This window comes from Bradyrhizobium sp. WSM4873 (genome assembly GCF_055811355.1).
Map to the genome: position 1 here is coordinate 104,860 of NZ_JBVVPS010000018.1, position 25,580 is coordinate 130,439.

The 25,580-nt window shown below is 64.7% G+C and carries 26 protein-coding genes; 10 read left to right on the forward strand and 16 right to left on the reverse strand.

Annotation, left to right across the window (positions count from 1 at the left end; translation table 11 throughout):
- Entirely contained in the window at positions 1–1,107 is a 1,107-nt protein-coding gene (locus AC0L21_RS23155) for an amino acid ABC transporter permease (protein ID WP_473264101.1), read from the reverse strand.
- Positions 1,108–1,109: 2 nt separating this feature from the next.
- Complete coding sequence (locus tag AC0L21_RS23160; protein WP_473264102.1) at positions 1,110–2,297, reverse strand: amino acid ABC transporter permease; 1,188 nt, start codon at positions 2,295–2,297, stop codon at positions 1,110–1,112.
- Between the two features lie 86 nt (positions 2,298–2,383).
- On the opposite strand from AC0L21_RS23160, the gene AC0L21_RS23165 reads away from it, so the two are divergent.
- From AC0L21_RS23165 to AC0L21_RS23180, 4 genes are all read left to right on the forward strand, one after another.
- Positions 2,384–3,256, forward strand: coding sequence for a MurR/RpiR family transcriptional regulator (locus AC0L21_RS23165; protein WP_473264103.1), 873 nt, complete (start codon positions 2,384–2,386; stop codon positions 3,254–3,256).
- 3 nt (positions 3,257–3,259) lie between these two features.
- Positions 3,260–4,609: an aspartate aminotransferase family protein gene (locus tag AC0L21_RS23170; RefSeq protein ID WP_473264104.1), complete on the forward strand. Its 1,350-nt coding sequence runs from the start codon at positions 3,260–3,262 to the stop codon at positions 4,607–4,609.
- A gap of 12 nt (positions 4,610–4,621) precedes the next feature.
- The gene (locus AC0L21_RS23175; protein ID WP_473264105.1) at positions 4,622–5,635 is read left to right on the forward strand and encodes an amino acid ABC transporter substrate-binding protein; all 1,014 of its coding nucleotides are present in this window, start codon (positions 4,622–4,624) and stop codon (positions 5,633–5,635) included.
- Between the two features lie 63 nt (positions 5,636–5,698).
- Positions 5,699–6,349, forward strand: a complete 651-nt coding sequence (locus tag AC0L21_RS23180; RefSeq protein ID WP_473264106.1) for an aspartate/glutamate racemase family protein — start codon at positions 5,699–5,701, stop codon at positions 6,347–6,349.
- Here AC0L21_RS23180 and AC0L21_RS23185 read toward each other — a convergent pair.
- Positions 6,346–6,993, reverse strand: a complete 648-nt coding sequence (locus tag AC0L21_RS23185) for a TetR/AcrR family transcriptional regulator (protein ID WP_473264107.1) — start codon at positions 6,991–6,993, stop codon at positions 6,346–6,348. The two genes, AC0L21_RS23180 and AC0L21_RS23185, sit on opposite strands and share 4 nt — an antisense overlap.
- A gap of 134 nt (positions 6,994–7,127) precedes the next feature.
- Between AC0L21_RS23185 and AC0L21_RS23190 the strand changes: the two genes are divergently transcribed.
- The 5 genes from AC0L21_RS23190 to AC0L21_RS23210 are packed head-to-tail and all read left to right on the forward strand — an operon-like array spanning position 7,128 to position 11,891.
- Entirely contained in the window at positions 7,128–7,337 is a 210-nt protein-coding gene (locus AC0L21_RS23190) for a ferredoxin (protein ID WP_007607931.1), read from the forward strand.
- Positions 7,338–7,394: 57 nt separating this feature from the next.
- Complete coding sequence (locus tag AC0L21_RS23195; protein ID WP_473264108.1) at positions 7,395–8,618, forward strand: cytochrome P450; 1,224 nt, start codon at positions 7,395–7,397, stop codon at positions 8,616–8,618.
- 33 nt (positions 8,619–8,651) lie between these two features.
- A complete protein-coding gene (locus AC0L21_RS23200) occupies positions 8,652–9,974 on the forward strand; it encodes an MFS transporter (protein WP_473264109.1) in 1,323 nt (440 codons plus the stop codon).
- A 3-nt stretch (positions 9,975–9,977) separates the two neighbouring features.
- On the forward strand, positions 9,978–10,640 hold the full coding sequence (locus tag AC0L21_RS23205) for a sulfite oxidase-like oxidoreductase (protein WP_473264110.1): 663 nt from the start codon (positions 9,978–9,980) through the stop codon (positions 10,638–10,640).
- Positions 10,641–10,667: 27 nt separating this feature from the next.
- On the forward strand, positions 10,668–11,891 hold the full coding sequence (locus AC0L21_RS23210; protein WP_473264111.1) for a bifunctional alpha/beta hydrolase/OsmC family protein: 1,224 nt from the start codon (positions 10,668–10,670) through the stop codon (positions 11,889–11,891).
- Between the two features lie 10 nt (positions 11,892–11,901).
- On the opposite strand, the gene pdxR is transcribed toward AC0L21_RS23210, so the two are convergent.
- On the reverse strand, positions 11,902–13,332 hold the full coding sequence (gene pdxR, locus AC0L21_RS23215; RefSeq protein WP_473264145.1) for a MocR-like pyridoxine biosynthesis transcription factor PdxR: 1,431 nt from the start codon (positions 13,330–13,332) through the stop codon (positions 11,902–11,904).
- A gap of 99 nt (positions 13,333–13,431) precedes the next feature.
- On the opposite strand from pdxR, the gene AC0L21_RS23220 reads away from it, so the two are divergent.
- Positions 13,432–14,346, forward strand: a complete 915-nt coding sequence (locus AC0L21_RS23220) for a DMT family transporter (protein WP_473264112.1) — start codon at positions 13,432–13,434, stop codon at positions 14,344–14,346.
- Here AC0L21_RS23220 and AC0L21_RS23225 read toward each other — a convergent pair.
- From AC0L21_RS23225 to AC0L21_RS23280, 12 genes are all read right to left on the reverse strand, one after another.
- Entirely contained in the window at positions 14,325–15,383 is a 1,059-nt protein-coding gene (locus tag AC0L21_RS23225; protein WP_473264113.1) for a YeeE/YedE family protein, read from the reverse strand. The genes AC0L21_RS23220 and AC0L21_RS23225 overlap by 22 nt on opposite strands.
- Before the next feature lie 2 nt (positions 15,384–15,385).
- Positions 15,386–16,390 carry a quinone oxidoreductase family protein gene (locus AC0L21_RS23230; RefSeq protein ID WP_473264114.1) on the reverse strand — a complete coding sequence of 335 codons (1,005 nt, stop codon included), beginning with the start codon at positions 16,388–16,390 and terminating at the stop codon, positions 15,386–15,388.
- A gap of 64 nt (positions 16,391–16,454) precedes the next feature.
- On the reverse strand, positions 16,455–17,786 hold the full coding sequence (gene paaK / locus AC0L21_RS23235; protein ID WP_473264115.1) for a phenylacetate--CoA ligase PaaK: 1,332 nt from the start codon (positions 17,784–17,786) through the stop codon (positions 16,455–16,457).
- A 34-nt stretch (positions 17,787–17,820) separates the two neighbouring features.
- Positions 17,821–18,270, reverse strand: coding sequence for a hydroxyphenylacetyl-CoA thioesterase PaaI (paaI, locus tag AC0L21_RS23240; protein WP_473264116.1), 450 nt, complete (start codon positions 18,268–18,270; stop codon positions 17,821–17,823).
- A 55-nt stretch (positions 18,271–18,325) separates the two neighbouring features.
- Positions 18,326–19,408, reverse strand: a complete 1,083-nt coding sequence (gene paaE / locus AC0L21_RS23245) for a 1,2-phenylacetyl-CoA epoxidase subunit PaaE (RefSeq protein ID WP_473264117.1) — start codon at positions 19,406–19,408, stop codon at positions 18,326–18,328.
- A gap of 2 nt (positions 19,409–19,410) precedes the next feature.
- A complete protein-coding gene (gene paaD / locus AC0L21_RS23250; RefSeq protein WP_473264118.1) occupies positions 19,411–19,914 on the reverse strand; it encodes a 1,2-phenylacetyl-CoA epoxidase subunit PaaD in 504 nt (167 codons plus the stop codon).
- On the reverse strand, positions 19,908–20,684 hold the full coding sequence (paaC, locus tag AC0L21_RS23255) for a 1,2-phenylacetyl-CoA epoxidase subunit PaaC (protein ID WP_473264119.1): 777 nt from the start codon (positions 20,682–20,684) through the stop codon (positions 19,908–19,910). Before paaC ends, paaD begins: the two co-directional genes overlap by 7 nt.
- Entirely contained in the window at positions 20,684–20,971 is a 288-nt protein-coding gene (gene paaB / locus AC0L21_RS23260; RefSeq protein WP_106942621.1) for a 1,2-phenylacetyl-CoA epoxidase subunit PaaB, read from the reverse strand. Before paaB ends, paaC begins: the two co-directional genes overlap by 1 nt.
- Before the next feature lie 10 nt (positions 20,972–20,981).
- Positions 20,982–21,974: a 1,2-phenylacetyl-CoA epoxidase subunit PaaA gene (gene paaA, locus AC0L21_RS23265; RefSeq protein WP_473264146.1), complete on the reverse strand. Its 993-nt coding sequence runs from the start codon at positions 21,972–21,974 to the stop codon at positions 20,982–20,984.
- 76 nt (positions 21,975–22,050) lie between these two features.
- Positions 22,051–22,917, reverse strand: coding sequence for a phenylacetic acid degradation operon negative regulatory protein PaaX (gene paaX, locus AC0L21_RS23270; RefSeq protein WP_473264120.1), 867 nt, complete (start codon positions 22,915–22,917; stop codon positions 22,051–22,053).
- 197 nt (positions 22,918–23,114) lie between these two features.
- Positions 23,115–23,885: an esterase/lipase family protein gene (locus tag AC0L21_RS23275; protein ID WP_473264121.1), complete on the reverse strand. Its 771-nt coding sequence runs from the start codon at positions 23,883–23,885 to the stop codon at positions 23,115–23,117.
- 201 nt (positions 23,886–24,086) lie between these two features.
- Complete coding sequence (locus AC0L21_RS23280; RefSeq protein WP_473264122.1) at positions 24,087–25,373, reverse strand: DUF445 domain-containing protein; 1,287 nt, start codon at positions 25,371–25,373, stop codon at positions 24,087–24,089.
- Positions 25,374–25,580: the final 207 nt, after the last annotated feature.

The window sequence follows — 25,580 nt, forward strand, 5'->3', positions numbered from 1 at the left end:
TCACCTTCCGCTTGTCGCCTCCAGGCTCCGGCTATACCGCGACATCGCGAAGCAGAAGACAAAATAGATCCCGGCGACGAAGATGTAGACTTCGACGGAGAATTGCTGCCACGCCGGATCGATGATCGCGGTCTTGGCCGTCGTCAGCAGGTCGAAGATACCGATAATCAGGACCAGGCTGGTGTCCTTGAAGAAGGCTATGAAGGTGTTGACCAGCGGCGGGATGACGTGGCGGATCGCCTGCGGCAGGACGATCAGCCTGTTCTTGCGCCAGTAGGACAGGCCGAGCGCGTCAGCCGCCTCGTATTGCCCGCGCGGCACGGCCTGGAGGCCGCCACGAATGACTTCGGCAAGATAGGCACCCGCGAACAGGATGATCGCGACCTGCGCGCGCAGGAGCTTGTCGATGTTGAATCCGTTCGGCATGAACAGCGGAAACATCACGCTCGCCATGAACAGCAGGCTGACCAGCGGCACGCCGCGGATCAGCTCGACATAGAGCACGGTGAGGGAGCGGATCGCCGGCAGTTTTGAGCGCCGGCCAAGCGCGACGAGGATGCCGAGCGGGAAGCCGAAGGCCAGACCGAAGGTCGCCAGGATCAGCGTCACCGGCAAGCCGCCCCAACGGTCCTGCGAGACGAACGACAAGCCGAGTATGCCGCCCCACATCAGCACGCTGATCAGCGCGAGCGCTCCGATCCAGAGATAGGCCAACTCGCGCCGCCATAAGGCGCGGCGGGTGGAGAGATAGAACAGGGCGATGAACAGCAGTACCGCCAGCGCCGGCCGCCACTGCTCGTCGAACGGATAGGTGCCGAACAGGATGAAGCGGTATTTTTCGGGGATGATCGCCCAGCATGCACCGACGCCGCGTACCGCGCGGCAGGCGCTGGAATCGTTCGCCGGGGTGAGCCAGATCGCATTGGCGATGCCCCATTGCGCGAAGCTGAAAAGGCCTTTTGCGAGCACCGCCAGCAACACGACCGAGAGGATGCCGTTCGGGATCGACGAGAACAAATTGGCGCGCAGCCAGCGCAGCACCGGATTGCCGATCTGCGGGCGGCGGGCGGCGCGCGGTGCTTCCGGAATGTCGGCGATCGCCGTCATGGTCAGCGCTCCACCAGCGCGATGCGCGAATTATACCAGTTCATGAAGAAGCTGATGCCGAGGCTGATGGTCAGAAACACCGCCATGATCAAGGCAATGGCCTCGATCGCCTGGCCGGTCTGGTTCAACGTCGTGTTGGCGATCGAGACCACGTCCTGATAGCCGATCGCCACCGCCAGCGAAGAGTTCTTGGTCAGGTTGAGGTACTGGCTCGTCATCGGCGGCACGATGACGCGTAGCGCCTGTGGCAGGATGATCTGCCGCAGCATGAAGCTGCGGCGCAGTCCCAGCGCATTGGCGGCATCCCACTGCCCGCGCGGCACCGACTGGATGCCGCTGCGCACGATCTCGGCGATGAAGGCCGAGGTGTAGGTGACGAGCGCGATCAGCAGCGCGAAATATTCCGGCGCGAGCGTCAGTCCGCCGACGAAGTTGAAGCCGCGCAACTCAGGCCATTCGATCGTCCAGGACACGCCGAGCAGCACGGACACCGCCGCGGGCAACACAACGAGCAACCCGAGCACAAAAGGCCAGGCCGGCCGCGGCTTGCCATCGCGCATCTGCTGCGCGATGAGCCGCCGCCGGATGACGTAGAACACGACGAGCCCGAGCACTGCCGTGCCGAGCACCCAAAGCTGCGGCGTCTCGATCGGAATCGCCGGCAGGATCAACCCGCGATTGGACAAGAACACGCCCTCGATCGGCCGCCATGCCGCGCGCGCGGCCGGCAGCGCCTGCATCAGCACGTACCAGAACAGGAGCTGGAGCAGCAGCGGGATGTCGCGGAGCGTTTCGACATACACCGCGGCGAGCCGCGACAGCAGCCAATTGGCCGACAGCCGCGAGATGCCGATCACCGTGCCCAAGATGGTTGCAAGCACGATTCCGATCACGGCGACGCGCAGGGTGTTGGCGACGCCGACGACGAAGGCCCAGAGATATGAGTCTCTCGGATTGTAGGCGAGCAGGCTATCGGAGATGGGCATGCCGGCCTCACGGCCGAGGAATGCAAAACCGGTCGTGATGCGGCGCGCGGAGAGATTGGTGACGGTGTTGGACCAGAGGAAGACGATGACCGCGACTGCGATCCCGACCACCACGGCCTGCCAGAACAGGCCTTTCAGCTCGCGTTGTCCGAAAGCGCCGAAGAAGCGGCGGCGCGGCGGCGGTCTCGGAGCGTCTGACGTCACAGCACAAAAATCCTTCTCAAGACGGCGATTTCCGGCGGCGTACGTCAACTGTTGCACCAAACTCTACTTTGTGCAACAAATGTTTCATGGCCGAGCCCGCGAAATCCTCGCCGCTGAGCGAACTGCGCATTGCATTGCCATCGCTTCCGATGCGACTGCAGGAGGTCGGGCGTTTCGTCGCGGCGAATGATTACGACGCCACCACGCGTTCGATGCGCGATCTCGCAGCGGTCGCCGGCGCCGATCCCGCCGCGTTCACGCGGCTTGCCAAGGCGATCGGCTATTCGGGCTGGGATGAATTGCGTGCGGCGCTGACGGAGGCGCGGCGGCCCTCGCAGATCGCGCCCTTCTCCGGCCGCGCCAAAAGTCGCCGCCACGGCCCGAACGCCGATGTTGCGCTCGTCACCGAGAAGCTGCAGGCCGAGGCCGCCGGCCTTCCGCGCATCCCGGCCCAGCCGATTGCGGAAGCGGCGCGTGCGCTCCACGACGCCAAGCGGATCTGGATCACCGGCTACCGAAGCTGTCGCAGCGTCGCGGAACTGCTGAACTACGAACTCCGGCTGTTTCGTCCCGAACAGGTGCAACTCGTCGGCGCGTCCGGCCCCGATGATCTCGACATGGGCGCGTTCCGGCCCGGCGAGGCCGTCATCGTCATCGGCTTCATGCCCTACACCCATGCGAGCGTCCGGGTCGCGCAGGCCGCCTATCGCGCCGGCGCGGCCCTGATCGCGATCGCCGATAGCCCTTCGGCGCCGATGGCTGAAGGCGCCGATCACGTGCTGCTGTTCGAGGCGGCCTCCTCTCCCGGCTTTTTCCCGAGCCTCACCGGCGCCATTGCGATCGCGCAATCGCTCGCCGCCGTGACGTTTTCGCTCGGCGGCACGACCGCGAAGAAGCGCCTTGAGAATACCGAGGCGCGGCTCGCCGCGGCTTCAACTTACGTATCCGAGAAAGGTTGACCCATGGCCGCTCGCACCAGCCGTGTGCTGCATCGCTCGCTGCGCGAAACGCCGCCCAAGGCGATCGGCGGCGAAGGCGTCTATCTCTTTGCCGAGGACGGACGCCGCGTGATCGACGCCTCCGGCGGCGCGGCGGTCTCTTGTCTTGGCCACCAGCATCCGCGCGTGATCGCAGCGATCACGAAGCAGGCTTCGACGCTGGCCTACGCTCACACAGCCTTCTTCACGTCCGAGCCGGCGGAGGCGCTGGCCGAGAGGCTGGTCGGGCATGAGCCCGGTGGCCTCGCCTACGCCTATTTCGTCAGCGGCGGATCGGAAGCGATCGAAGCCAGCATCAAGATCGCGCGGCAGTATTTCATCGAACGCGGCGAGCCGCAGCGGCAGCACTTCATTGCGCGGCGGCAGAGCTATCACGGCAATACGCTCGGCGCGCTCGCGGCGGGCGGCAATGCCTGGCGCCGCGCGCCCTACGCGCCGCTGCTCTCAGACGCCTTCAGCCATGTGACCCCGGCTTTCGCTTATCACGAGAAGCACGAGAGCGAATCCGACGCACAATTCGTTGCCCGGCTTGCGGCCGAACTCGAAGCCGAGTTTCAGCGCCTCGGCCCCAACACGGTCGCCGCATTTCTCGCCGAGCCCGTCGTCGGCGCCACCGCTGGTGCTGTGACGGCGCCGGACGGCTACTTCAAGGCGGTGCGCGAGATCTGCGACCGACACGGCGCCCTGCTCATTCTCGACGAGGTCATGAGCGGCATGGGCCGCACCGGCACCGCGCACGCCTGGGAGCAGGAAGGCATCGCGCCCGATATCCAGGCGATCGCCAAAGGTCTCGGCGGCGGCTACCAGCCGATCGGCGCGATGCTCGCCAGTGGCAAGGTCATCGACACAATCCGCTCAGGCTCGGGCGCCTTCCTGCACGGCCACACCTATCTGGCGCACCCTCTCGCTTGCGCTGCTGCGCTCGCGGTGCAGGACGTGATCCGCGAGGACGGCCTGCTCGATCGGGTCAAGGAGCGCGGCAAGCAGCTCGAGCAGCGGCTCACCGAGCGCTTCGGCAATCACCGCCATGTCGGCGACATCAGGGGCCGCGGCCTGTTCTGGGCGATCGAGCTCGTCGCCGATCGCGCCAGCCGGACCTCGTTCGATCCCGCGCTGAAGCTGAACCAGAAGATCAAGGCCGAGGCCTTCGCCAACGGTCTCGGCTGCTATCCCGGTGGCGGCACCGTGGACGGCGTCCGTGGCGACCACGTGCTGCTGGCGCCGCCCTATATCACCTCCGCGGAGGAGATCGACCTGATCGTCGACAAGCTCGGCACGGCTGTCGACAACGTATTGTGTCGTGTCAATCAGTGAGGGGAGAATAGCATGATGAGGAAAGTGGTTATCGTAGCCGGCTTGCTCGCGGCATCGACAGTCGTCGCGGCGGCGGCAACGCTCGACACTGTGAAGAGCCGCGGCACGCTGATATGCGGCGTCAGCGCCGGTTTTGCCGGCTTCTCCGCACCGGATTCGCAAGGCAACTACAAGGGTCTCGACGTCGATTATTGCCGCGCACTCGCCGCCGGCGTGCTCGGCGATGCCACCAAGGTGCGTTACGTCTCGCTGACCGCGCAGAACCGCTTCACCGCGCTCCAGTCCGGCGAGATCGACGTGCTCTACCGCAACTCGACGCAGACCTATCTGCGCGGTGTCACGCTGGGCCTGCGGCAGGGTCCAATCAACTTCTACGACGGCCAGGGCTTTGTGGTGAAGAAAGACCTCGGCGTGAAGGAGATCAAGGATCTCAAGGGCGCCACCGTCTGCGTCGCGCAGGGCACCACGCATGAGGTCACGCTCGGCGACTACGGCCGCGCCAACGGCATCGACTGGAAGCCGCTGGTGTTCGACCGCGTCGACACCATGTACCAGACCTTCTTCGGCGGCCGTTGCGATGCCATGACCCAGGACGCTTCCGCGCTCGCCGGCGCCGTGACGACCGCGGCGCCGAACGCGGCCGACTACGTCGTGCTGCCGCAGACCATCAGCAAGGAGCCGCTCGGCCCCTTCACCCGCAATGGCGACGAGGTCTGGAGCGACATCATCACCTGGCTGCATTACGGCTTGATCGAGGCCGAAGAGCTCGGCGTCACACAAGGCAATGTCGACGAGATGGCGAAGTCGCAGACGCCCGCGATCCAGCGCCTGCTGGGCGCCTCCGGCGATCTCGGCTCGCGCCTCGGGCTCGACAACAAATGGCTGGTCACGGCCCTCAAGGCCACCGGCAATTACGGCGAGATCTACGAGCGCAATGTCGGCAAGGCGAGCCCGCTCAAGCTCGAGCGCGGCCTCAACGGCCTCTGGAGCAAGGGCGGCTTGATGTACGCGGTGCCGTTCAAGTAAACGTTTTGCGTGTCCCGGACGCGCTGCGTCCGGGGCACGCGACCTCCCATCAGGTAACGTTCAATGCCGACGTCTCCTCGCATCGCCCTCATCCACGCCCTCAAGCATTCCATCGCTCCGATCGAAGCTGCGTTCGCGAAGGCGTGGCCGGAAGCACGGCTGATGAACCTGCTCGACGACAGCCTCTCGTCGGATCTGGCGCGTGACGGCAAGCTCAATGATGCCATGACCGAACGCTTTCTTGTGCTCGGCCACTACGCCGCGGCGACAGGCGCGGATGCGATCCTGTTCACCTGCTCGGCCTTCGGTCCCTGCATCGAGGCGGTCGCGCGCGCGCATGCGCCGATGCCGGTGCTCAAGCCGAACGAAGCCATGATCGAACGGGCGGTGACGATGGGCCAGCGCATCGGCCTGCTCTCGACATTCGCGCCGACGCTGGCCTCGATGCCGCCGGAGTTTCCTTCCTCCGTCCAGATCGTACCGAAGCTTGCCGAAGGAGCGCTGGCCGCGCTCGACCGCGGCGACCGCGCGACTCACGACCGGCTGATCGTGGAAGCCGCACATGATTTGCGCGATTGCGACGTCGTCGCGCTCGCGCAGTTCAGCATCGCGGCAACTGCGCCCGTAGTGGCAGAAGCTACCGGCCGCCCCGTCGTGACCACGCCTGAAAGCGCCGTCGAGAAGCTGATGAAGTTGCTGAAAGCGAAGACCTAGGCGCCAGCCTTTTTCCGGCGCCGCGCACCCTTGATCGCCGCCGCAAGTGCCGCCTTCGTTTCGCTGACAAAATCCTCGACAAGGTCCTCGCGCGTGGCATGGGCCGCCTCGCCGGTGAACAGTCCCTGCTCGGCCAGCATCACCACGCCGTGCACCGCCGCCCAGATCTTGAGCGCCTGCCGCTCGCGCAAGTAATCAACTGCCGGAGCTTCCAGCGCCTCGACCACGAGCGCAAAGGTTTCGCGCGTCGCTTCGTGCAGCTCGCTGCCTTTCGCCGCACACGACACCGTGCGCGAGGCGAACATCAAGCGATAGACACCGTTGCGACGTAAGCCGAAATCCAGCGTCGCCTGCGCCAGCAGCGACAGTTTCGACCGCTTCGACGGCTTTGCCATCGCCGCCCGCAAGATCCCGCTGAGCTGCCGGAACGCCTCCGCCGTCACCGCCGCAAGCAGCGCCTCGCGATCGGCAAAATGGCGGTAGGGCGCCGGCTGCGAGACGCCCAGCTGCTTTGCCAGCGCTTTGATGCTGATCGCCTCCGTTCCACCCTGCTCGGCTTCGCGCAGTGCGGCCTTGATCAAGGCGTCGCGGAGATCGCCATGGTGGTAGGTGTTCTCGGGCTTGCGGGCGAGTTGTGAACGCATGTTGCGCAGAGCCTATAAGTTTGCGCTTGACAGGGGAAGCCTGCCGCGAATGTAATAGCCTATAACTTGAACAAAAATTCAAATGGGAGCGCGCGCCGGCTTCGGCCGGGGTGCACACGACCGAGGAAGCCGCCATGACAGAGCGACTGAGGGTTCACGTCGATCCCGACAAATGCCAAGGGCACGCGCGCTGCAAGGCGCTGGCGCCGGAGTTGTTCGAGCTCGACGAATACGGCAACGCCCACGAAGCCGGCGACGGCACCGTCCCGCCCGGCCTCGAAGACAAGGCCTGGCTTGCCAAATCCAATTGTCCGGAAATCGCGATCGACGTGATCGAGGAGTAGCGCGCCCGGCTTCTGCCCGCGTGCCTTCCGTGACCACGAGCCCCGAGGGATTTCGAGATGTCCGACATCAGCCAGCCCGCCGCCCATCCGCCCGTGACCGACTGGGTCCATGATTTCGACCACACCGATCCGCAATGGACGGAAGATCCCTTCCCGATCTGGGACGAGCTGCGCGCCGCAAGCCCGATCGTGCATACCGACCGCTTCCTAGGCTGCTATCTGCCGACGACCTATGAAGCGGTGCGCGAGATCGCTAACGACAGCGAGCATTTCTCCTCGCGTCGCATCATCGTCCGCGACGTGCGGCCGGAAATCACCAGCAGAAACGCCGCCCCGCCGATCACGTCCGATCCGCCGGTGCACAAGCCAGCCAAGCAATTGCTGCTGCCGCCGTTCACGCCGGACGCGATGAAGAAGCTGGAGCCGCGGGTGCGCGCGATCTGCAACGAGTTGATCGACGGCTTCATTGCTGAAGACCGGCTCGACGCGGCAGAGCGCTACACCAAGCACATTCCGGTTCGCGCAATCGCCCACATGCTCGGTATCCCCGAGACAGACAGCGATCTCTTCATCCGCTGGATCCACATGATCCTGGAACTTGGCATCAAGGACGAAAACACGTTGCTACAGGCGGTGCACGAGATGAGCGCCTATTTCAGTGGCCATATCGAGGCGCGCAAGCAAAAGCCGACCGACGACCTCATTTCCTACCTGATGAATGCCCGGGACAAGGACGGCAATCCGCTCGAGGATTCACACGTGCTGGGCTCGTTGCGCCTGCTCCTGATTGCCGGCATCGACACCACCTGGAGCGCGATCGGCTCCTCGCTGTGGCATCTTGCCCGGACGCCCGCCGATCGCGAGCGCCTGATTGCCGAGCCCGGGCTGATCCCGACCGCGGTGGAGGAGCTGCTGCGCGCCTATTCGCCGGTGACGATGGCCCGCGAAGTCGTCAAGGAGACCACGGTCTCAGGCTGCCCGGTCAAGGCAGGCAACATGGTGCTGCTGTCCTTCCCGGCCGCCAACCGTGACCCGAAAATGTTTCCGGATGCTGACAAGGTCGTGATTGACCGCCGCGAGAACCGCCACGCAGCTTTTGGCCTCGGCATCCACCGCTGCGTCGGCTCGAACCTTGCGCGCATGGAGATGCAGGTTGCGCTGGAGGAATGGCTGAAGCGAATTCCGGACTTCGCCCTCGATCCGGCAGGCACGGTGACCTGGTCCCAGGGAACCGTCAGAGGCCCCCGCCAGTTGCCATTTTTGCTTGGAAAGGCGATGTAGACCTTTCCAAACTGCGATACGGAGAGGCCGGACGTGACTGAGCAGCTAAACCGACCGGCCTCCGACCACATTGACATCGCCGACGCCAAGCGCCGGATCAAGGCGATCTTCATCGGCTCGATCGGCAATCTCGTCGAGTGGTACGACTTCTACGCCTATACCGCGTTTGCGCTCTATTTCGCTCCCGCCTTCTTTCCCGGCAACGACCCCGTCGTCCAGCAATTGAATGTCGCCGTCGTATTCGCGGCGACCTTCCTGATGCGGCCGCTGGGCGGCTGGCTGTTCGGCTATATCGCCGATCATTACGGGCGGCGCATCTCGCTGACGCTGTCGGTCGTCTTCATGTGCTTCGGCTCGCTGATCATCGCGTTGACGCCGACCTACGCCACGATCGGCTTCGCCGCGCCGGTGATCCTGGCGCTCGCCCGCGTCATCGAAGGCTTGAGTCTCGGCGGCGAATACGGCGCCAGCGCCACCTACCTCAGCGAGGTCGCCGACCCCAAGCACCGCGGCTTCTATTCGAGTTTCCAATACGTCACCCTGATCGGCGGCCAGCTCACCGCGATCATCGTGCTGCTGCTTCTGCAAAAGATCTTCCTCACGCCGGAGGAATTGAGAGCCTGGGGCTGGCGCATCCCGTTTGCGATCGGTGCGGCGCTCGCGATCTTTGCCGCGGTGATGCGGCGCGGCTTGCACGAGACCGTGGCCTTCGAAGAAGCCAAGAAGGTGGTGAAGCCGACCGGCTCGCTCACCAATTTGCTGCGCTATCCCCGCGAGTTGCTCCTGGTGGTCGGCCTGACCGCGGGCGGCACTGCGGCGTTCTACACCTTCACCACCTACATGCAGACCTTCGTCAAGCTTTCGGTGGGGTTGACCGAGGACCAGACCACTTTCGTGATCTTCGGCACGCTGATCTTCGCGACCATCCTGCAGCCGATCTATGGCGCCATCTCCGACAAGATCGGCCGCAAGCCGCTGCTGATCTTCTTCGGCGCCGCCGGCACGCTCGCAACCGTGCCCCTGCTGATGACGCTGAAGGAGACCAAGTCGCCCTTCATCGCGTTCATCCTGATCTGCTGCGCCTGGCTGTTCGTCGCCGGATACACCTCGATCAACGCCGTAGTGAAGGCCGAGCTGTTCCCGACCAATGTCCGCGCCCTCGGCGTCGGCCTGCCCTATGCGATCACCGTCTCGCTGTTCGGCGGCACGGCGCCGGCGATCGCGCTCTATTTCAAGAGCATCGGGCATGAGGCGTGGTTCTACTACTATCTCGCCGGTATCATCTGCCTGTCACTGATCATCTATTCCACCATGCGCGACACCAAGCACGCCTCTGCGATGCACCGCCACGAGTAGCCGATGGCCGAAGACAACGAGCCGCCCGACAGCAAGCTGACGCGCACCAAGGAAAAATGGGCGCGTGAAGGCCGCTTTTTGACCGGCAAGATCACGCGCCCGGAAGATCAGCGCCTGCCGCCCGGCCAGCATCTGACAAAAGACTGGCCGGTGCTCGATCTGGGCGTCGTGCCGCCGATTTCGCGCGAGCGCTGGCGGCTCGACGTCTACGGCGCGATCGAGACCCCCGTGTTCTGGACCTTTGCAGAGTTCGCCGCCCAGAAGCAGGCGCGGTTCACCTCCGACATCCACTGCGTCACCACATGGTCGCGCTACGACAATGAGTGGGAGGGGCTCGCCACGCGCGAGCTGCTCGCGGCCTGCCAGCCGCGCCAGGACGCGCGCTTCGTCGTGCTGCATTCCCATGACGGCTACACCACTAACCTCGCGCTGGACGACTTTGCCGCCGATGACGCATTGCTCGCCCATAGCTGGTCCGGTGAGCCATTGTCGGCCGAACATGGCGGCCCGGTGCGGCTGGTCGTGCCGCATCTGTATTTCTGGAAGAGCGCCAAATGGGTTCAGTCGATCGAATTCCTGACCGAGGACGCGCCGGGCTTCTGGGAAGTCCGCGGCTATCATAACCGCGGCGATCCCTGGGCAGAGCAGCGCTATTCGGGCGATTAGATTCAAAGCAAGGACGGGGGGAAGCCCATGCCGACAGAGCGCTTTCAATTCATCGGCGAAGGCGGCCATCAACTTTCGGCCGCGCTGGAGCTACCCGACGGCGAGCCCGCGGCCTTCGCGCTGTTCGCGCATTGCTTCACCTGCGGCAAGGACACGCTGGCCGCCAAACGCATCTCGGTCGCGCTCGCCGCCAAGGGCATCGCGGTGCTTCGCTTCGACTTCACCGGGCTCGGCTCGAGTGAAGGGGATTTTGCCAATTCGACGTTTTCCTCAAACGTGGCCGATCTCGTGCGCGCGGCCGATCATCTGCGTAGCGTCCGCAAGGTGCCATCCATCTTGATCGGTCACAGCCTCGGCGGCGCCGCGATCCTTGCGGCAGCAGGACAAATCCCGGAAGCCAAGGCGGTTGTGACCATTGCGGCACCGTCCGATCCCGCCCACGTCACCGGCCTGTTCAAAGAGCATCTCGACGACATTCGCACGCAAGGTGAGGTCGAAGTCTCGCTTGCAGGACGCCCGTTCCGGATCAAGCGCGAATTCCTCGACGACATCACCGAGCACGAACTGATGAAAGACGTCACCGGCCTGCACAAGGCGCTGTTGGTGATGCATTCTCCGGTCGACGATACCGTCGGCATCGAGAATGCGACGAAGCTCTTCGTCTCCGCCCGGCATCCCAAGAGCTTCGTCTCGCTCGACCATGCCGATCATCTCCTGACCAAGCCTGCCGACGCGCTCTACGCAGCCGACGTGATCGCGGCCTGGGCAAGCCGGTACATCGACACGGCAAAACCTGCGAAGGCGATGGATCTCCCCGAGGCGCCGCGCCGGGTCGTGGTGCAGGAGACCCGCAAGAGCAAGTTCAACCAGACCATCTCCGTCGGTCCGCATCAGCTCATCGCGGACGAGCCGGTCGCCGCCGGCGGCGAGGATGCCGGCCCTGGTCCCTACGATCTCCTGCTCGCTGGCCTCGGGGCCTGTACCTCGATGACTATGCGTCTCTATGCCGACCGCAAGTCGCTGCCGCTCGATCGTGTCACCGTCTCGCTGAAGCATTCCAAGATCTATGCAAAAGACTGCATGGAGTGCGAGACGCGCGAGGGCATGCTCGACCAAATCGAGCGCGACATTGCGATGGACGGCGCGCTCGATCCCGAGCAGCGCAAGAAATTGATGGAGATCGCCGACAAGTGCCCGGTGCACCGGACGCTGACCTCGGAAATCCGCATCGTGACGAGGGCTGTGGCCTAGGACGCTGGCGCTAGAAGCACGACGCCATCGTTCGCAATGCCGCGGTGATCTCGCCCTCGCGCCAGGCCGCGAAGCCGAGCAACAGACCGTGATCGCGCGGCCTGCCAACTGCCAAGCCGGACAGGGCACGCGTTTCAACGCCCGCTTCGACCAGCCGCTTGACCGCCGCCTGATCGGCGCGACCGCGCTTGAGGCGCGCGACGAGCTGAATGCCGCCCGGGGGCACTTCGGCCGCGAGCGCTTCCCCTAAATGGCGCTCCAATCCCTGCACGAGGTGATCGCGGCGGGCGTGATAGATCCGGCGCACCCGGCGCAGGTGCGCCAGGAAATGCCCGTCGGCAATGAACTCGGCCAGCGCTTCCTGGACGTGGCTCGGGGCGATCAGCCCGATGTGCCGCTGTGCGATCTCCAAGGTGTTGACCAGGGACGGCGGAACGACGAGGTAACCGAGCCGGATGTCCGAGGTCATGGCCTTGGAGAACGTGCCGACATAGAACACGCGGCCATGGGCATCGAGTCCCTGCAAAGCCGGCACCGGCCGGCTGTCATAGTGGAATTCGCCGTCGTAATCGTCCTCCACGATCCAGGTCTTGCCGGGCCTGCTCAGGCCAAGAAATTCCGTGCGGCGCGAGAGCGACATCAGGCGACCGGTCGGGTGTTGGTGCGACGGCGTCATGAAGATCAATGTCGGGGTCGCCATCCCCGGAATCCGCTGCATGCCCTGCTCGTCCAACCTGATCCCGGTCACGCGCGCACCGGACGCGCGGAAGGCGGCTGCGGCGCCGGGGTAGCCGGGATCCTCGACCCAGACGTCGTCGCCGGGCGTGATGAGGGCAGCCGCAATCAAGGTCAGCGCCGCCTGTGCGCTCGGCAGAATCAGGATCTGATCCGCCGTCGCGCGCACACCCCTGCTGGCCGCGAGATAGTGTGCCAGCGCCTCGCGCAGGCGCGTCCGGTTGACCGGTCCAAGCTCGCGCTTGGCCGCGCGCACGGCGCTGCGGCGCAGGCAGCGCGCCCAGACCTCGTTTGGAAACTCCCTGAAATCGCCGTGCCCGGGACGCAAGGGTCTCAGTCGCGCCTGATAAGACATCGGCCAGTCGGTTTGCGTGAGGCTCGAGGCCCAGGGCGAAAGCCGCGGCTTGCCAGGGCGCATGCGAGATGCGACGGCGCCCGCCTCTGCGACGCGCTCGCCGCCGTCGACTGTGACCATCGGACGGCGGCCGTGCGAGGCTTCGAGATATCCCTCGGCGGCGAGCTGCTCGAACGCATAGCTGACGGTGTTGCGCGAGACGCCGAGATCGCTCGCAAGCCGGCGGCTCGACGGCAGCGTGCGGCCTTTGCCGAGGCGGCCCGTCGCGATCAAGCTTCGGAGCTGGCTCGTCAGCTGAGCCACCAGTCCGTTGTCGTCGGCCCGGTTCAGGTCGATCAGGGCGGAAATCATGCTGTCCGGAACTGGCACCTTAATCCTTTCCGATCTGGCACTTTTTCAGGTGCCAAACGGGATGCTATTCGCCTGATAGAACTGCTTCAAGGATTTCCGATGAACTCCCTCTCACCCCGCGCGGCCGTCGGCCTGTTCCTCATCGTCGTGCTGGCCTGGGGCGTGAACTGGTCGGTGACGAAGCAGCTCGTCCAGTTCCTCCCGCCCCTGTGGACGTCGGCAATCCGGAGCTGGATCGCGCTGGCCGGATTGTTCGCGATCCTCGGACTGAGCAACAATCTGGTGATCCCGGAGCGGCGCGACATTCCGGTAATCCTCAGCGTCGCACTGCTGCACATGACGGTGTTCTCGGTGCTGGTTGCGACTGGTGTGCGCTTCCTGCCCGCAAGCAAGGCCATCGTGCTGGGCTACACCACGCCGCTCTGGGTCGCGATCGCCGCGCCGCTGCTCGGGAAGGACACGCTGACCGCGCCAAAGCTGGCCGGCGCCTTGCTCGGGCTGATCGGCCTTGCCGTGATCCTGAATCCGGCATCGATCGACTGGACCAACACCAACGTCGTGCTCGGCGCAGGCATGATCATCCTGGCCGCGATTTCATGGGCCGCAAACATCATCTATATCCGCGCGCATCGCTGGATCGCGTCCCCGCTCCAGCTTTTGATCTGGCAGGTGCTCGTGGCGACGATCGTGCTGACGGGATCGGCCGCCGTGACGCACGGACTGCCGCACGCGGAATGGTCATGGAAACTCGTCCTCCTGTTCCTGTACTCCGGTCTGATTGGGACGGCGCTGGCTTATTGGGCCATGTCGATGGTCAACAAGAGCATCTCGGCGCTGACGACGTCGCTCGGCACCACCGGGACGCCGCTCGTCGGTATAGCCACAGCCGCGATCCTGCTGGGTGAACCCATCGACATGAGCCTTGTCATCGCAGCCGCGCTGATCGTCACGGGCATCGGCCTCGCGACGCTGGGCGACCGGTTGCTCCGCCGTCAGGCTACGGCCAGCGGCTGAACACGCAGGCTTCCGCGCAGGCCAGCTGTCGTGCCCAGCAGGATGCCGGTGACCGCGACGAACGAGCCCAGCGCCAGCGTCGACACGCCGGTGAGCCCTTGCCCGATCGAACAGCCGAACGCCATCACGCCGCCGATGCCCATCAGCGCAGCGCCGCCGGCCGATCGCAGCATGTGACGTGGCGAGGAATAGCCTTCGAGATGGAAGCGGCCCGTGGCAAGGGCGGTGACCAGACTGCCGGCGAAGACGCCGGCAACTGTCGCGATGCCGAAGTTCAGCGTCAGACCGGTCGAGAGCATGGCATATTGCAGGCTGTCCGCGATCGGCGCGATGAACGTGAGCGAGGTCACAGGGACGGGGTTGAAATCATCCGCGCCGAGATAGCCGGTGACGAACCAGCCGCCCGCGACGAGGAGACCGACGATGACACCGGCCGCAATCTGGCCGGGCGAACGCCGGAACGCCGGGTGCGCGAAAGCAAACAGGATCAGCACAACGACGATGACAGCAGCGGCCATCGCGCGCGAAACCGCTTCAGCCGGACCGAACACGGCCAACAATGACGGCAGCGAATTCACGTTGACCGTGGTTTGCGAGGCCTGGACCAGCGCGATGCGCGCCGGCGCGATCAGGCCCTTGAGCGTCATCTGCGCGGCGATGGCGAGCACGACCACCACGACGAAGGAGCGGAGATTGCCGCGACCGAGCAGCACCAGCGCGCGCGAACCGCAGCCGTTCGACAGCACCATACCGTATCCGAACAGAAGCCCGCCGAGAAACAGTACTGGCACCGAAAAGGACTGTTGCAGGTAGATCGATTTGCCGAGATCGACCATGCCGTTGCCGGCGAGGAATTGGCTCGCTGCCGTCGCGACCGCGATCGCCAGCGCATAGGTGCGTACCAGCCGCCCATCCCCCTCCGACAGCCAGCCGCGCATGCTGCTCATCAGGCAGAAGCCGCTGAGCAGGCCGACGGCGCCGTAAACCAGGCCAATGACGAGGCCGGCGAGGACGACGAGCTGGGTGGACGATTCCATGATCAAGGCTTCAGGATCACACGATCCCGCGACGAGCCGGCAACGGCGACATAGGCCTCCTTCGCGCGTTCGAGCGGATAGACGGCGTTCGCCTTGATCGGGAACGGTTTCAGGTGCCCGCTCGCGAAGCCCGGGCCGAGCTCACGCAGCACAGCGCCTGTCGCGATCGACGACAGGCCGAGCGTGTCGATGCCGACATAGGTATGTTGCCCGCGATAGAATTCGAGAATGTTGAACTGCACGATGCGGTCGATCGCGGCGATCAGGATCTGGCGACCGCGAAGCGCGAGCGACTTGTGCGCCGCCTGGAAATAGGGATCGCCGACCGTGTTGAAGACGATGTCGGCGCCTCTACTATCGGTCAACTCGCGCACGCGCGTGGGGACATCGGTCGTGGAAGCGTCGATCACCTCGATGGACGCGTTGGTATGGCCCTCATAAGCTTCCGCCTTGCGCACCACGCCGATGACACGCGCGCCCTGCCACGTCGCGATCTGCACCGCAGCTTGACCGACCTTGCCATTGACGCCGAACACGAGAACGGTCTCGCCGCTCTTCGGCCCACCGGCGCGGCGAAAACCCTCCATGGCGGTGACAAAGGGCACCCCGATGCCGGCGGCCTCCTCCCAGGACACGGTCTTGGGCTTATCGACCACCGCGTCGGATTCAACGACGAGATGGCTGGCGTGAGTGCCGTCGCGACGGATGCCGAGATCGCCGGAGGAGCCGAACACCTCGCGGCCGATGGTACCGGCCGGCCCCTCGATCACCACGCCGGCGTAATCGCGACCCGGCGTGCGTGGGAAGACGGCATAGGGCATCAGCCCGGTCGCGGCCTTGACGTCGGAGGGATTGACGGCGGCGGCCTTCAGCTCGATCAGCAGATCGCTAGGGCCGCGAACAAGCGCGTGAGGCTCGACCACCGGCGCAACCGCAGCCGCGTTCTCGGCCTTGGCATTGAGGCGCACACAGCGCGCGTCGACGGCTTTGGGATCGGCTGTTGACATGGAAAGACCCGCGATTTCTCGCGGGCCTTGTCGCCTCTGCGGACGATCAAGTCAATCCGTCAAGTCAATCCTTGGGCCGCTTGTCGTAGAGGCGCTTGGCCTTGCCGAGCGAACGTTCCAATGTCGCAGGCGCAACCACCCGCACGTTGGAGCTGATCCCGATCGTGTTCTTGATATGAGTCGAGATCCGGTCGGCATGATCGATGAGACCCCGGCCGTCCCAGCTCTCAGGCCGCGCCTCGGCGATGATGGTCAGCTCGTCCATCCGGCCTTCGCGGGTGAGTTCCAGGACGAAGTGCCCGCCGCACCAATCGGTCGCCAGCAGAACCTCCTCGATCTGGGTCGGGAACAGATTGACGCCGCGCAGAATGATCATGTCGTCGGAGCGTCCGGTCACCTTCTCCATCCGCCGCATGCCCGGCCGCGCCGTACCCGGCAGCAGCCGCGTCAGATCGCGGGTGCGATAGCGGATCACCGGAAACGCTTCCTTGGTCAGCGAGGTGAAAACCAGCTCACCTTTCTCTCCATCGGGCAGCACTGCACCGGTCTCGGGGTCAATCACTTCGGGATAGAAATGATCCTCCCAGATGTGCAGGCCGTCCTTGGTCTCGATACATTCCTGCGCGACGCCGGGCCCGATCACCTCGGAAAGACCGTAGATGTCGGTCGCGTCCATGTCGAAGGCGTCTTCGATCTCGCCGCGCATCGCATTGGTCCAGGGCTCCGCGCCAAAAATGCCGACCTTGAGCGAGCATTGACGCGGATCGAGCTTCTGACGCTTGAACTCGTCGAGGATCGCCAACATGTAGCTCGGCGTCACCGTGATGATGTCGGGCCGGAAGTCGTTGATGAGCTGCACCTGCCGCTCGGTCATGCCCCCGGAGATCGGCACCACGGTGCAACCGAGCTTTTCGGCGCCATAGTGCACCCCCAACCCGCCGGTGAAGAGACCGTAACCATAGGCATTGTGGATGATCATGCCGGTGCGGCCGCCGGCGGCGCGGATCGAGCGCGCCATCACCTCCGACCAGGTGTTGATGTCGCGTTGCGTATAGCCCACCACGATCGGCTTGCCCGTCGTGCCAGAGGACGCATGCACGCGCACCAGCTTTTCACGGGGCACGGCAAACATGCTGAAGGGATAATTGTCGCGCAGGTCCGTTTTTACGGTGAACGGAAATTTCGCAAGGTCCGAGAGCTCTCGAAAGGCGGACGGGTGCACGCCGGCCGCGTCGAAGGCGTTGCGATAATGCGCGACGTTGTCGTAGGCGTGCTTCAGCGACCAGGCCAGCCGCTCCGTCTGGAGCGCCTGGATCTCGTCACGTGACGCGCGCTCGTGCGCGTCCATTTCGGCGCGGTAGGTGTTACCACCTTCCTTGAGCCTCGTCAGAGCCATCCTCGTTTCCCCACATCATTGGTTTGTTCTTTTTTTATTGATCTTGCGTCGGCAACCACGAACCGGAAATAACCCGCGAATGCCCGCGGAATTCGGCGATGACTGTATCGCCGGCGGTGACGCGCACGTCATAGATGCCGGAGCGCCCGCCGCGCGTGACCTCGCGCGCCTTTGCGACGAGGCGATCGCCGAGCTTGCCCGGCTTGATGAAGGTGATCTGGCCCTGCGCCGCTACGACGCGATCGTTGTGCGAGTTGCATGCGAAAGCGAAGGCCGAATCGGCCAGCGTGAAGATGAAGCCGCCATGGGCAATGCGCTGGCCGTTGACCATGTCCGGCCGTACAGTCATAGCCAGCGTGGCATAGCCCGGCCCGACCTCGACGATCTCCATGCCGAGTCCTTTGGAGGCATCGTCCTCCGCCCACATCGCATCGGCGCAGGCGCGGGCAACATCCTCGGGCGACAAGGTGGCTTTGACGTTCACGCGCTCCTCCCGTCCGATTGTTTGGACACGATGTTCTGCTGCCTGGCTAAGACTGTCAAACTTGGTCGTAATCGACCACGACCCGCTCCGACGATGGCTTGGCCTGACAGGTCAGGACAAAGCCGGCCTTCAGCTCCCACGGTTCCAGCGAGTAGTTGACATCCATCGGCGCCTCACCCTCCACCAGTTTGGCACGGCAGGTCGAGCACATGCCGCCCTTGCAAGCGAAGGGCAGATCGACACCGGCGCGTAGCGCGGCATCGAGGATCGCCTCGTCCTCGGCAACCGGCACGTCGCGGCGCTTGCCGTCGATGATCAGCGACGCGATCGCTTTCGGCGGCGCGTCCGGGGCAACCATCTTTTTCGGCCGCGGCTTGCCGCCGAACTCGGAGACAAACCGCTCGACATGGATGCGCTCTTCCGCGATGCCGAGTCCTCGGCAAGTCGCCTCGATGTCTTCGCTCATGCCGAGGGGGCCGCAGATGAAGACGTGATCGATGCTCGCGGCCGGCACCAGCGAACGCAGCAGCACCCTCACCTTGTTGCCGTCGAGCCGGCCGTGCAGGATCGGAATGTCCTGTTCCTCGCCCGAGATGACGTGGAAGATCGAGAGGCGGTCGATGAAGCTATCCTTGAGCTCTTCGAGCGCCTCGAGGAACATGATGTTGTCGGTCGTGCGATTGCCGTAGAACAGGAAGAATTGGCTGTCCGGCTCGCGCGCAAGCGTGCCCTTGACGATCGACAGGATCGGCGTGATGCCGGAGCCTGCGGCAAAGCCGACATGGATGCGGCCGGCGCTGGCCGGCGGGATCACGCCGAAGCGTCCCGTGGGCGTCATCACGTCCAGCGCGTCGCCGCACTTCAGATCGTCCGCCGCCCAGCTCGAAAACGCGCCGCCGTCCACCTTCTTCACGGCGATGCGGATCTCGCCGTCCTCAGGACCGGAGCAGATCGAATAGGAGCGGCGCACTTCCTCGCCATCCAGCACGGTGCGCAGCGTGAGGTATTGGCCGGGCGTGAAGGCGTAGTCGGTCGCAAGCTCCGCCGGGATGGCGAATGTCAGCGATATGGCGTCCGACGCCTCGCGGCGGAGGTCGTCGACGGCCAGGCGATGGAAGCGCGGTGCGGCTGCTGACATGATCAATGACACTTGAAATAGTCAAAGGGTTCGCGGCAGGCCCTGCAGCGCCAGAGCGCCTTGCAGGAGGTCGAGCCGAATTCGGACAGCAGCTCGGTATTCGTCGAGCCGCATTGCGGGCACGCAACGGCTTGCTCGCCGAACAGCGCGCGGCGTGAATTCGAAGCCTGCGGCGGCGCGATTCCGTAGGCGTGAAGCTTCTGGCGGCCCTCTTCGCTCATCCAGTCCGTGGTCCAGGCCGGCGACAGTACGGTGCGGACCTTTGGACTGCGGAAACCCGCGCGCTCCAGCGCGACCTCGATTTCCAGCGCGATCATGTTCATGGCCGGGCAGCCCGAATAGGTCGGGGTGATCGCGACCTCGACGTGATCACCATCGAGGACAACATCACGCAGCACGCCGAGATCGGCGATGGTCAAAACCGGAATTTCGGGATCGACCACGCTCGCCGCGGCATCCCAGGCCCGTTGGCGCAGTTCGCTATGGGGCTCCAGCACCATCACCATGTCTGCCCCGGGAAGGTGCGCTGTACCGACTGCAGCTCGGACAGAAGATGGCCAAGATGTTCGCTGTGCTGGCCCACGCGGCCGCCCTGCTGCATCCAGTCGTTCTGCGGCAGTTTGAGCGTGGCTTCGCCGATCACGTCCGAGAGTGTCGTCAGCCAGGGACCTCGCAAGGTCCCTGGGTCTACGGCGATACCGGCATGGATCAAGGCGCGCTCGCCGTCGTGGACGGCAAACATCTCGCCGGTGAACGCCCAGAGATGATCGATCGCGGCCTGCGCGCGGGCATGGCTCTCGTCGGTGCCGTCGCCCAGCCGGATGATCCACTCCGAGGCATGGCGAAGGTGATAGGCGCTCTCCTTCTCCGACTTGGCGGCAATGGCCGCAAGCGCAGCGTCGCGCGAAGTCATCATCGCCCGCCAGTAGAGATCAGCGAAGGCGGAGTAGAAAAACTGCCGCACCAGTGTCTGGGCGAAATCGCCATTGGGCTGCTCGACCAGCAGCAGATTGCGGTACTGCCTGACGTCGCGCAGGTAGGCGAGCTTGTCCTCGTCGTTGTCTTTGCCTTCGGCCTTGGCGGCGTAAGAGTAGAGCTCGCGGGCCTGGCCGATGAGGTCGAGCGCGATGTTGGAGAGCGCCATGTCCTCTTCCAGCATCGGCGCATGTCCGCACCATTCCGAGAGCCGGTGGCCGAGGATCAGCGCATCGTCGGCGCGGCGCAATGCGTAAAGCACTAGCGGCGTTTCGGAGACCTGGATGTTCGCGACGGGCATCACATGTGCCCCACTTCCTCGGGCACCTCGTAAAACGTCGGGTGCCGGTAGATCTTCGATTCCGCCGGCTCGAACATCATGCCCTTGTCTGCGGGGTCGCTCGCAGTGATCGCCGTCGACGGCACGACCCAGATCGAAAGACCCTCGCCGCGACGGGTGTAGATATCGCGGGCGGCCTGCAAGGCCATCGTGGCGTCGCTCGCATGCAGCGAGCCGACATGCTTGTGCGCGAGCCCGTTGCGGCTGCGAATGAAGACTTCCCACAGCGGCGTGTTCGGCGTGGCCATCGCGATCTCCCTACTCTGCCGCTTGTGCAGTTCGACGCTGCGCGCGCTTGGCGGCATAGCTAGCTGCCGCCTCGCGTACCCAGGCGCCCTCGTCGTGCGCCTTGCGGCGCGCGGCCATCCGGTCACGATTGCAGGGGCCGTTGCCGGCGAGCACCTGCTTGAACTCGGTCCAGTCGATCTCGCTGTAACGCCAGTGCCCGTCCGCGTCCTGAATCATGCCGGGATCGGGAACGGTGAGGCCGAGATATTGCGCCTGCGGCACGGTGGCATCGACGAACTTCTGGCGCAGCTCGTCATTGGAGAAGCGCTTGATCTTCCACTTCGTCGAGGTGTCGCTGTGCTGGCTGGTCGCATCGGGCGGGCCGAACATCATCAGCACCGGCCACCACCACCTGTTCAAGGCATCCTGCGCCATCGCCTTCTGCTCGTCGGAGCCACGGCACAGCGTCAGCATGATCTCATAGCCCTGGCGCTGGTGGAACGATTCCTCCTTGCAGACGCGGATCATCGCGCGAGCATAGGGACCGTAGGAGCAGCGGCACAGCGGGATCTGGTTCATGATCGCGGCGCCGTCGACCAGCCAGCCGATGGTGCCGCTGTCGGCCCAGGTCAGCGTCGGATAGTTGAAGATCGAGGAATATTTTGCCTTGCCCGCGAGCATGGCGTCGACCAGCTCTTCGCGCGACGTGCCGAGCGTCTCGGCCGCGGCATAGAGGTAAAGCCCATGGCCGCACTCGTCCTGCACCTTGGCGAGCAGCGCGGCCTTGCGGCGCAAGCTTGGCGCGCGCGTGATCCAGTTGCCTTCGGGCAGCATGCCGACGATCTCGGAATGAGCGTGCTGGGAGATCTGGCGGGTCAGCGTCTTGCGATAGGCCGCCGGCATCCAGTCGTTCGGCTCGATGCGCTCCTCGGCATCGATGCGCGTCTGGAACTGCGCCGCCTTGGCCGCATCCTCGAGGCCGCGATCATCGGTCTCGGCCGTGTTCAGCGCCTGGGTATACATGCGCATCCTCCCATCTTATTGAGAGGCAATATATATCAAGAATCATCTCATGCAAGATATTTCTGTAACATAACGATCAAGCTTGGAATCTCCGTTCCAAGAGTCTTCGCGCCGGCGGCAATGACCCCTTTTCATTAGTTCCATGACCATCAAGCCATTGTTCCGACGGGACAAGCAGCGCGCGATAGATATCGCCGCACAACGCACGGGCGGCCTTGCCCGGCCAGTTCGCCGGAAGCAGAGTTTCGGGCAGCAGCGGATCGCGCAACACGACCCGGCGGTAATGGTGGATCAAGAGGATCCGAGCCGTGAAGGCGTCGGCCTCGGACAAGTCCGTGCCGCGCGCGATCGCGGCGCGCAGCGGCTCGAACGTCTTCATAAACTTGAGATAGGCGTCCGCAGTGCGATCCAGCGGCCAGCTCGCACTGAGTAGCCGGCGGCCGCTGTCATCCTCGGCCGAGACTTCCAGACGGATGGCGCCCGCGGCCTCATCCGGCACTGGCACACCTGACGGGGCCACCCACACGCCCGGCAGCGGGCTGCCGAAGCCCGCATTGCGGAGCGCCTCGCGGGAGGCATCGCGATCCTCACCATTGCCGATCAGAAGCAGCTCGAAGCGCCCGGTCCAGTCGGATGGCGGCGGATCGTAGATATGGCGTGTCGCGGCCTCGAAGATCTGGCGGCCCTTGTCGGCCAAGCGGTAAAAACTATTGCGGCCGAGCTTTTCGCGCGACAGCCAGCCATCGGCGGCAAGTCGCGACATCGCGGTACGCACCACGCCGCTGTCGATGTCCAGGCTCTCGAAGAATTCCAGCAGCGTGCCGAGCCATACCGAGCCGCCACGCGGCACGATGGCATCGCCGAACACGGTGATGACGATAGAGCCGGTGCGCGACGGCTCGCGCTTGAGCTGCTCGATGATGCGGGACAACGGATGCGCCATGCGCGAGGCATAGCGCGTTTGGTGCGGGCGCGACAATGGGCCGGTGCGACAATGCAAGAGCCGGGCTCAATCCTTCGAGACGGCGCTTCGCGCCTCCTCAGGATGAGGTCTAACTACCTACGCGCCGCGCCACGTCGTCTCAATCCTCATGGTGAGGAGCGCGGCAAAGCCGCGCGTCTCGAACCATGCAGGCCCGGCTACCGATGCGGATCGGGATAGACCACGCTGCGCCAGCCGCTACGGTCGAAGGGCCGCCAGCTGCCTTCCTTCTGCGCAAGGCGATCAGCCACCGCGAAGACAGCGGCCGGATGATGGCCCATGCCGCAATGGCTGCTCTCGATCTCGATGCTCTCGGTCTGCGTGCCCGTCTTCTCCATGCAGCCCTGCCAGGCGCAGACGCCGTCGGTGCGGCTGAAGATCGCCGTGGTCGGCACCGGCGGCGGAACGGCGAGATCGCCGCCGAACTGCGGATCGACCTCGTCGGACTTCCGCCCGCTCGCCCATTCATAGACGCGCCAGGCGTTGGTCGAATGCGGATCGCCGGCAAAGGGGCTGCCGAGCGTGATCACCTGGCGTACGCGGTCGGGCATCATCTTGGCGAGCTGGCGCGCATAGAGACCGCCGAGGCTCCAGCCGACCAGGCTGATCTTGCGGCCATGCCTGTCGCTGAGCTCCTGAACCAGATCCACCATCGCGTGCTGCACGCCCTCGCGCAGGCCGTAATTGCGGCCCTGGCGCCAGCCGCTCACCGCATAGCCCTTGCCCGACAGAAACGTCCGCAGCGCGCGCGTGGACCCGTCGGAGGCCACGAGGCCCGGCAGCACCAGCACCGGATGTCCATCGCCGCGCGGCGCAAGGCTGAGCAGCGGCAGCGCGCCGAGGAACGCGCCGAACTCGTGGATCGCTCGCCCTTCCAGGAACATCAGGGTGCGAGACGGTGGGCTCAGCGTCTGGGCAGTAGTGGTCATCAATGGTCCCCTTGGGAGAATTGCTGAAAAGGCCACCGGTTGTTTGCCGGCAAATGGGTATGGGATTCCAACACGCCGGCTTCTTGATCGTTCCGCAACGCAACATGAATCAGCTAGGCAGCGGGTTTCCGACATTCAAGCGGGAGACACACCGGGCCACAATAGGCCGGCGCGCTAATGCTGGCGTCCGTGACGCAAAAGTCACAACAATCGAAGCAGGAATTCTACGGAGTAAAGCGCAAGGCCCGCCAGCCCGCCGATCAGCGAGCCGTTGAAGCGGATGTATTGCAGGTCGCGGCCGATGTTGATTTCGATCAGCGAAATCAGCTGCGCCATGTCCCACGACTTGACCTGGTCGGAGATGAAGGTTGAAACACCGCTCTTCTGGTCCGCGACGAAACTGCGCAGCACCGTCACCAGGCCCTTGTTGATCTCGCCGCGCAACTCGGCATCGCCGGCCAGCGCTTCGCCCGCCGCGACACACATGCCGGCGAGATGATGCTGCAGCACCTGCGTCTCGCCGCTTGCACTACGCTCGATGAATGACCGCGTGTTGGCCCAGACGGTGCGGGCGAGATCGGCAAGCTCGGGACGCGCGAGCAGATCGCGCTTCAAGCCGTCGATGCGGTCGACATAGGCCTGGTCGGTGCCGAGCCGGTCGACGAAGCTCAGCACCATGCGATCGAACTCGCCGCGGAACGGATGTTTGGGATCGCTGCGCACTTCATTGAAGAACGCGGTGGCGGAGGCCACGATCTTGTTCACCAGAAATTTGTCGGCCCGGTAGAGCCTGAGCAAGGTCGGCAACTCCGCACGCACCTTCTCGCGGATCATCGCCATCGTCTCGGTCTGGTTCAGCGTCTCGTGCATCACGCGCAGGAGATCGTCGAACAGGATCTGGTGGCGTCCCTCCGCGACGAACCCGCGCAACGTGCCGGCCGCGAGCGGCGCCAGATCGATGGCCTGGAGCTGCGAGGACATGCGGCGAAGGATGAAGGTCATCAGGCCCGAGCTTTCCGTCGCAGAGACGGCCTCCGGCAGCAGGCGCAACGCAAAGCGCGCGAGGTCGTCGCTGCGCTTGCGGTCGCGCAGCCAGTCGGCGACGAAGGAGCCGAAATCGATCTCCTTCAGCTTGGCCTCAACGGGAGCAGCCTCGAGGAAATGCACCTGGATGAACTCGCCGAGCTTGTCGGCGATACGGGCCTGGTTGCTCTGGATGATCGCGGTGTGCGGGATCGGCAGACCCAGTGGACGCTTGAACAGCGCCACCACCGCATACCAATCGGCGAGCCCGCCGATGGTCGCGGCTTCGGCGAAGGCCGCGATGAAACCGAACACGGGATGCACGGGCAGCAGCCATTTCGCGACGACGAACAGGACAAGCGTCGAGCCCAGCACCAGCGTCGCCAGCGCTTTCACGCGGCGAAGCTCGGCTGCGCGTTCGGCGTCGCCTGGGGAATCGAACGAGAAGGTGGCGGGTGGAGTCATGGTAGATACTTAGCGCGTCGATCTCCGCGTGTCCCGGACGCGGTGCAGCGCGGAGCGATGCGCCGCAGAGCCGGGACCCAGCATGGCCCCCGGATCAGCAGTGCACCACGCCGCAAACGCGGCGCGCTGCACAGCATCCGGGGAACGCAAGAGACAAAAAACAAGGCCCGCCGAAGCGGGCCTCAAATTCAGTTTTACTCAGGGCGT

Excerpts from the sequence above, each read along its gene's own strand:
- AC0L21_RS23155 (WP_473264101.1), bottom strand. The coding sequence starts at position 1,107 with ATGACGGCGATCGCCGACATTCCGGAAGCACCGCGCGCCGCCCGCCGC.
- AC0L21_RS23165 (WP_473264103.1), top strand. The coding sequence starts at position 2,384 with ATGGCCGAGCCCGCGAAATCCTCGCCGCTGAGCGAACTGCGCATTGCA.
- AC0L21_RS23170 (WP_473264104.1), top strand. The coding sequence starts at position 3,260 with ATGGCCGCTCGCACCAGCCGTGTGCTGCATCGCTCGCTGCGCGAAACG.
- AC0L21_RS23175 (WP_473264105.1), top strand. The coding sequence starts at position 4,622 with ATGATGAGGAAAGTGGTTATCGTAGCCGGCTTGCTCGCGGCATCGACA.
- AC0L21_RS23180 (WP_473264106.1), top strand. The coding sequence starts at position 5,699 with ATGCCGACGTCTCCTCGCATCGCCCTCATCCACGCCCTCAAGCATTCC.
- AC0L21_RS23185 (WP_473264107.1), bottom strand. The coding sequence starts at position 6,993 with ATGCGTTCACAACTCGCCCGCAAGCCCGAGAACACCTACCACCATGGC.
- AC0L21_RS23190 (WP_007607931.1), top strand. The coding sequence starts at position 7,128 with ATGACAGAGCGACTGAGGGTTCACGTCGATCCCGACAAATGCCAAGGG.
- AC0L21_RS23195 (WP_473264108.1), top strand. The coding sequence starts at position 7,395 with ATGTCCGACATCAGCCAGCCCGCCGCCCATCCGCCCGTGACCGACTGG.
- AC0L21_RS23205 (WP_473264110.1), top strand. The coding sequence starts at position 9,978 with ATGGCCGAAGACAACGAGCCGCCCGACAGCAAGCTGACGCGCACCAAG.
- AC0L21_RS23210 (WP_473264111.1), top strand. The coding sequence starts at position 10,668 with ATGCCGACAGAGCGCTTTCAATTCATCGGCGAAGGCGGCCATCAACTT.
- pdxR (WP_473264145.1), bottom strand. The coding sequence starts at position 13,332 with ATGATTTCCGCCCTGATCGACCTGAACCGGGCCGACGACAACGGACTG.
- AC0L21_RS23220 (WP_473264112.1), top strand. The coding sequence starts at position 13,432 with ATGAACTCCCTCTCACCCCGCGCGGCCGTCGGCCTGTTCCTCATCGTC.
- AC0L21_RS23225 (WP_473264113.1), bottom strand. The coding sequence starts at position 15,383 with ATGGAATCGTCCACCCAGCTCGTCGTCCTCGCCGGCCTCGTCATTGGC.
- AC0L21_RS23230 (WP_473264114.1), bottom strand. The coding sequence starts at position 16,390 with ATGTCAACAGCCGATCCCAAAGCCGTCGACGCGCGCTGTGTGCGCCTC.
- paaK (WP_473264115.1), bottom strand. The coding sequence starts at position 17,786 with ATGGCTCTGACGAGGCTCAAGGAAGGTGGTAACACCTACCGCGCCGAA.
- paaE (WP_473264117.1), bottom strand. The coding sequence starts at position 19,408 with ATGTCAGCAGCCGCACCGCGCTTCCATCGCCTGGCCGTCGACGACCTC.
- paaD (WP_473264118.1), bottom strand. The coding sequence starts at position 19,914 with ATGGTGATGGTGCTGGAGCCCCATAGCGAACTGCGCCAACGGGCCTGG.
- paaC (WP_473264119.1), bottom strand. The coding sequence starts at position 20,684 with ATGCCCGTCGCGAACATCCAGGTCTCCGAAACGCCGCTAGTGCTTTAC.
- paaB (WP_106942621.1), bottom strand. The coding sequence starts at position 20,971 with ATGGCCACGCCGAACACGCCGCTGTGGGAAGTCTTCATTCGCAGCCGC.
- paaA (WP_473264146.1), bottom strand. The coding sequence starts at position 21,974 with ATGTATACCCAGGCGCTGAACACGGCCGAGACCGATGATCGCGGCCTC.
- paaX (WP_473264120.1), bottom strand. The coding sequence starts at position 22,917 with ATGGCGCATCCGTTGTCCCGCATCATCGAGCAGCTCAAGCGCGAGCCG.
- AC0L21_RS23275 (WP_473264121.1), bottom strand. The coding sequence starts at position 23,885 with ATGACCACTACTGCCCAGACGCTGAGCCCACCGTCTCGCACCCTGATG.
- AC0L21_RS23280 (WP_473264122.1), bottom strand. The coding sequence starts at position 25,373 with ATGACTCCACCCGCCACCTTCTCGTTCGATTCCCCAGGCGACGCCGAA.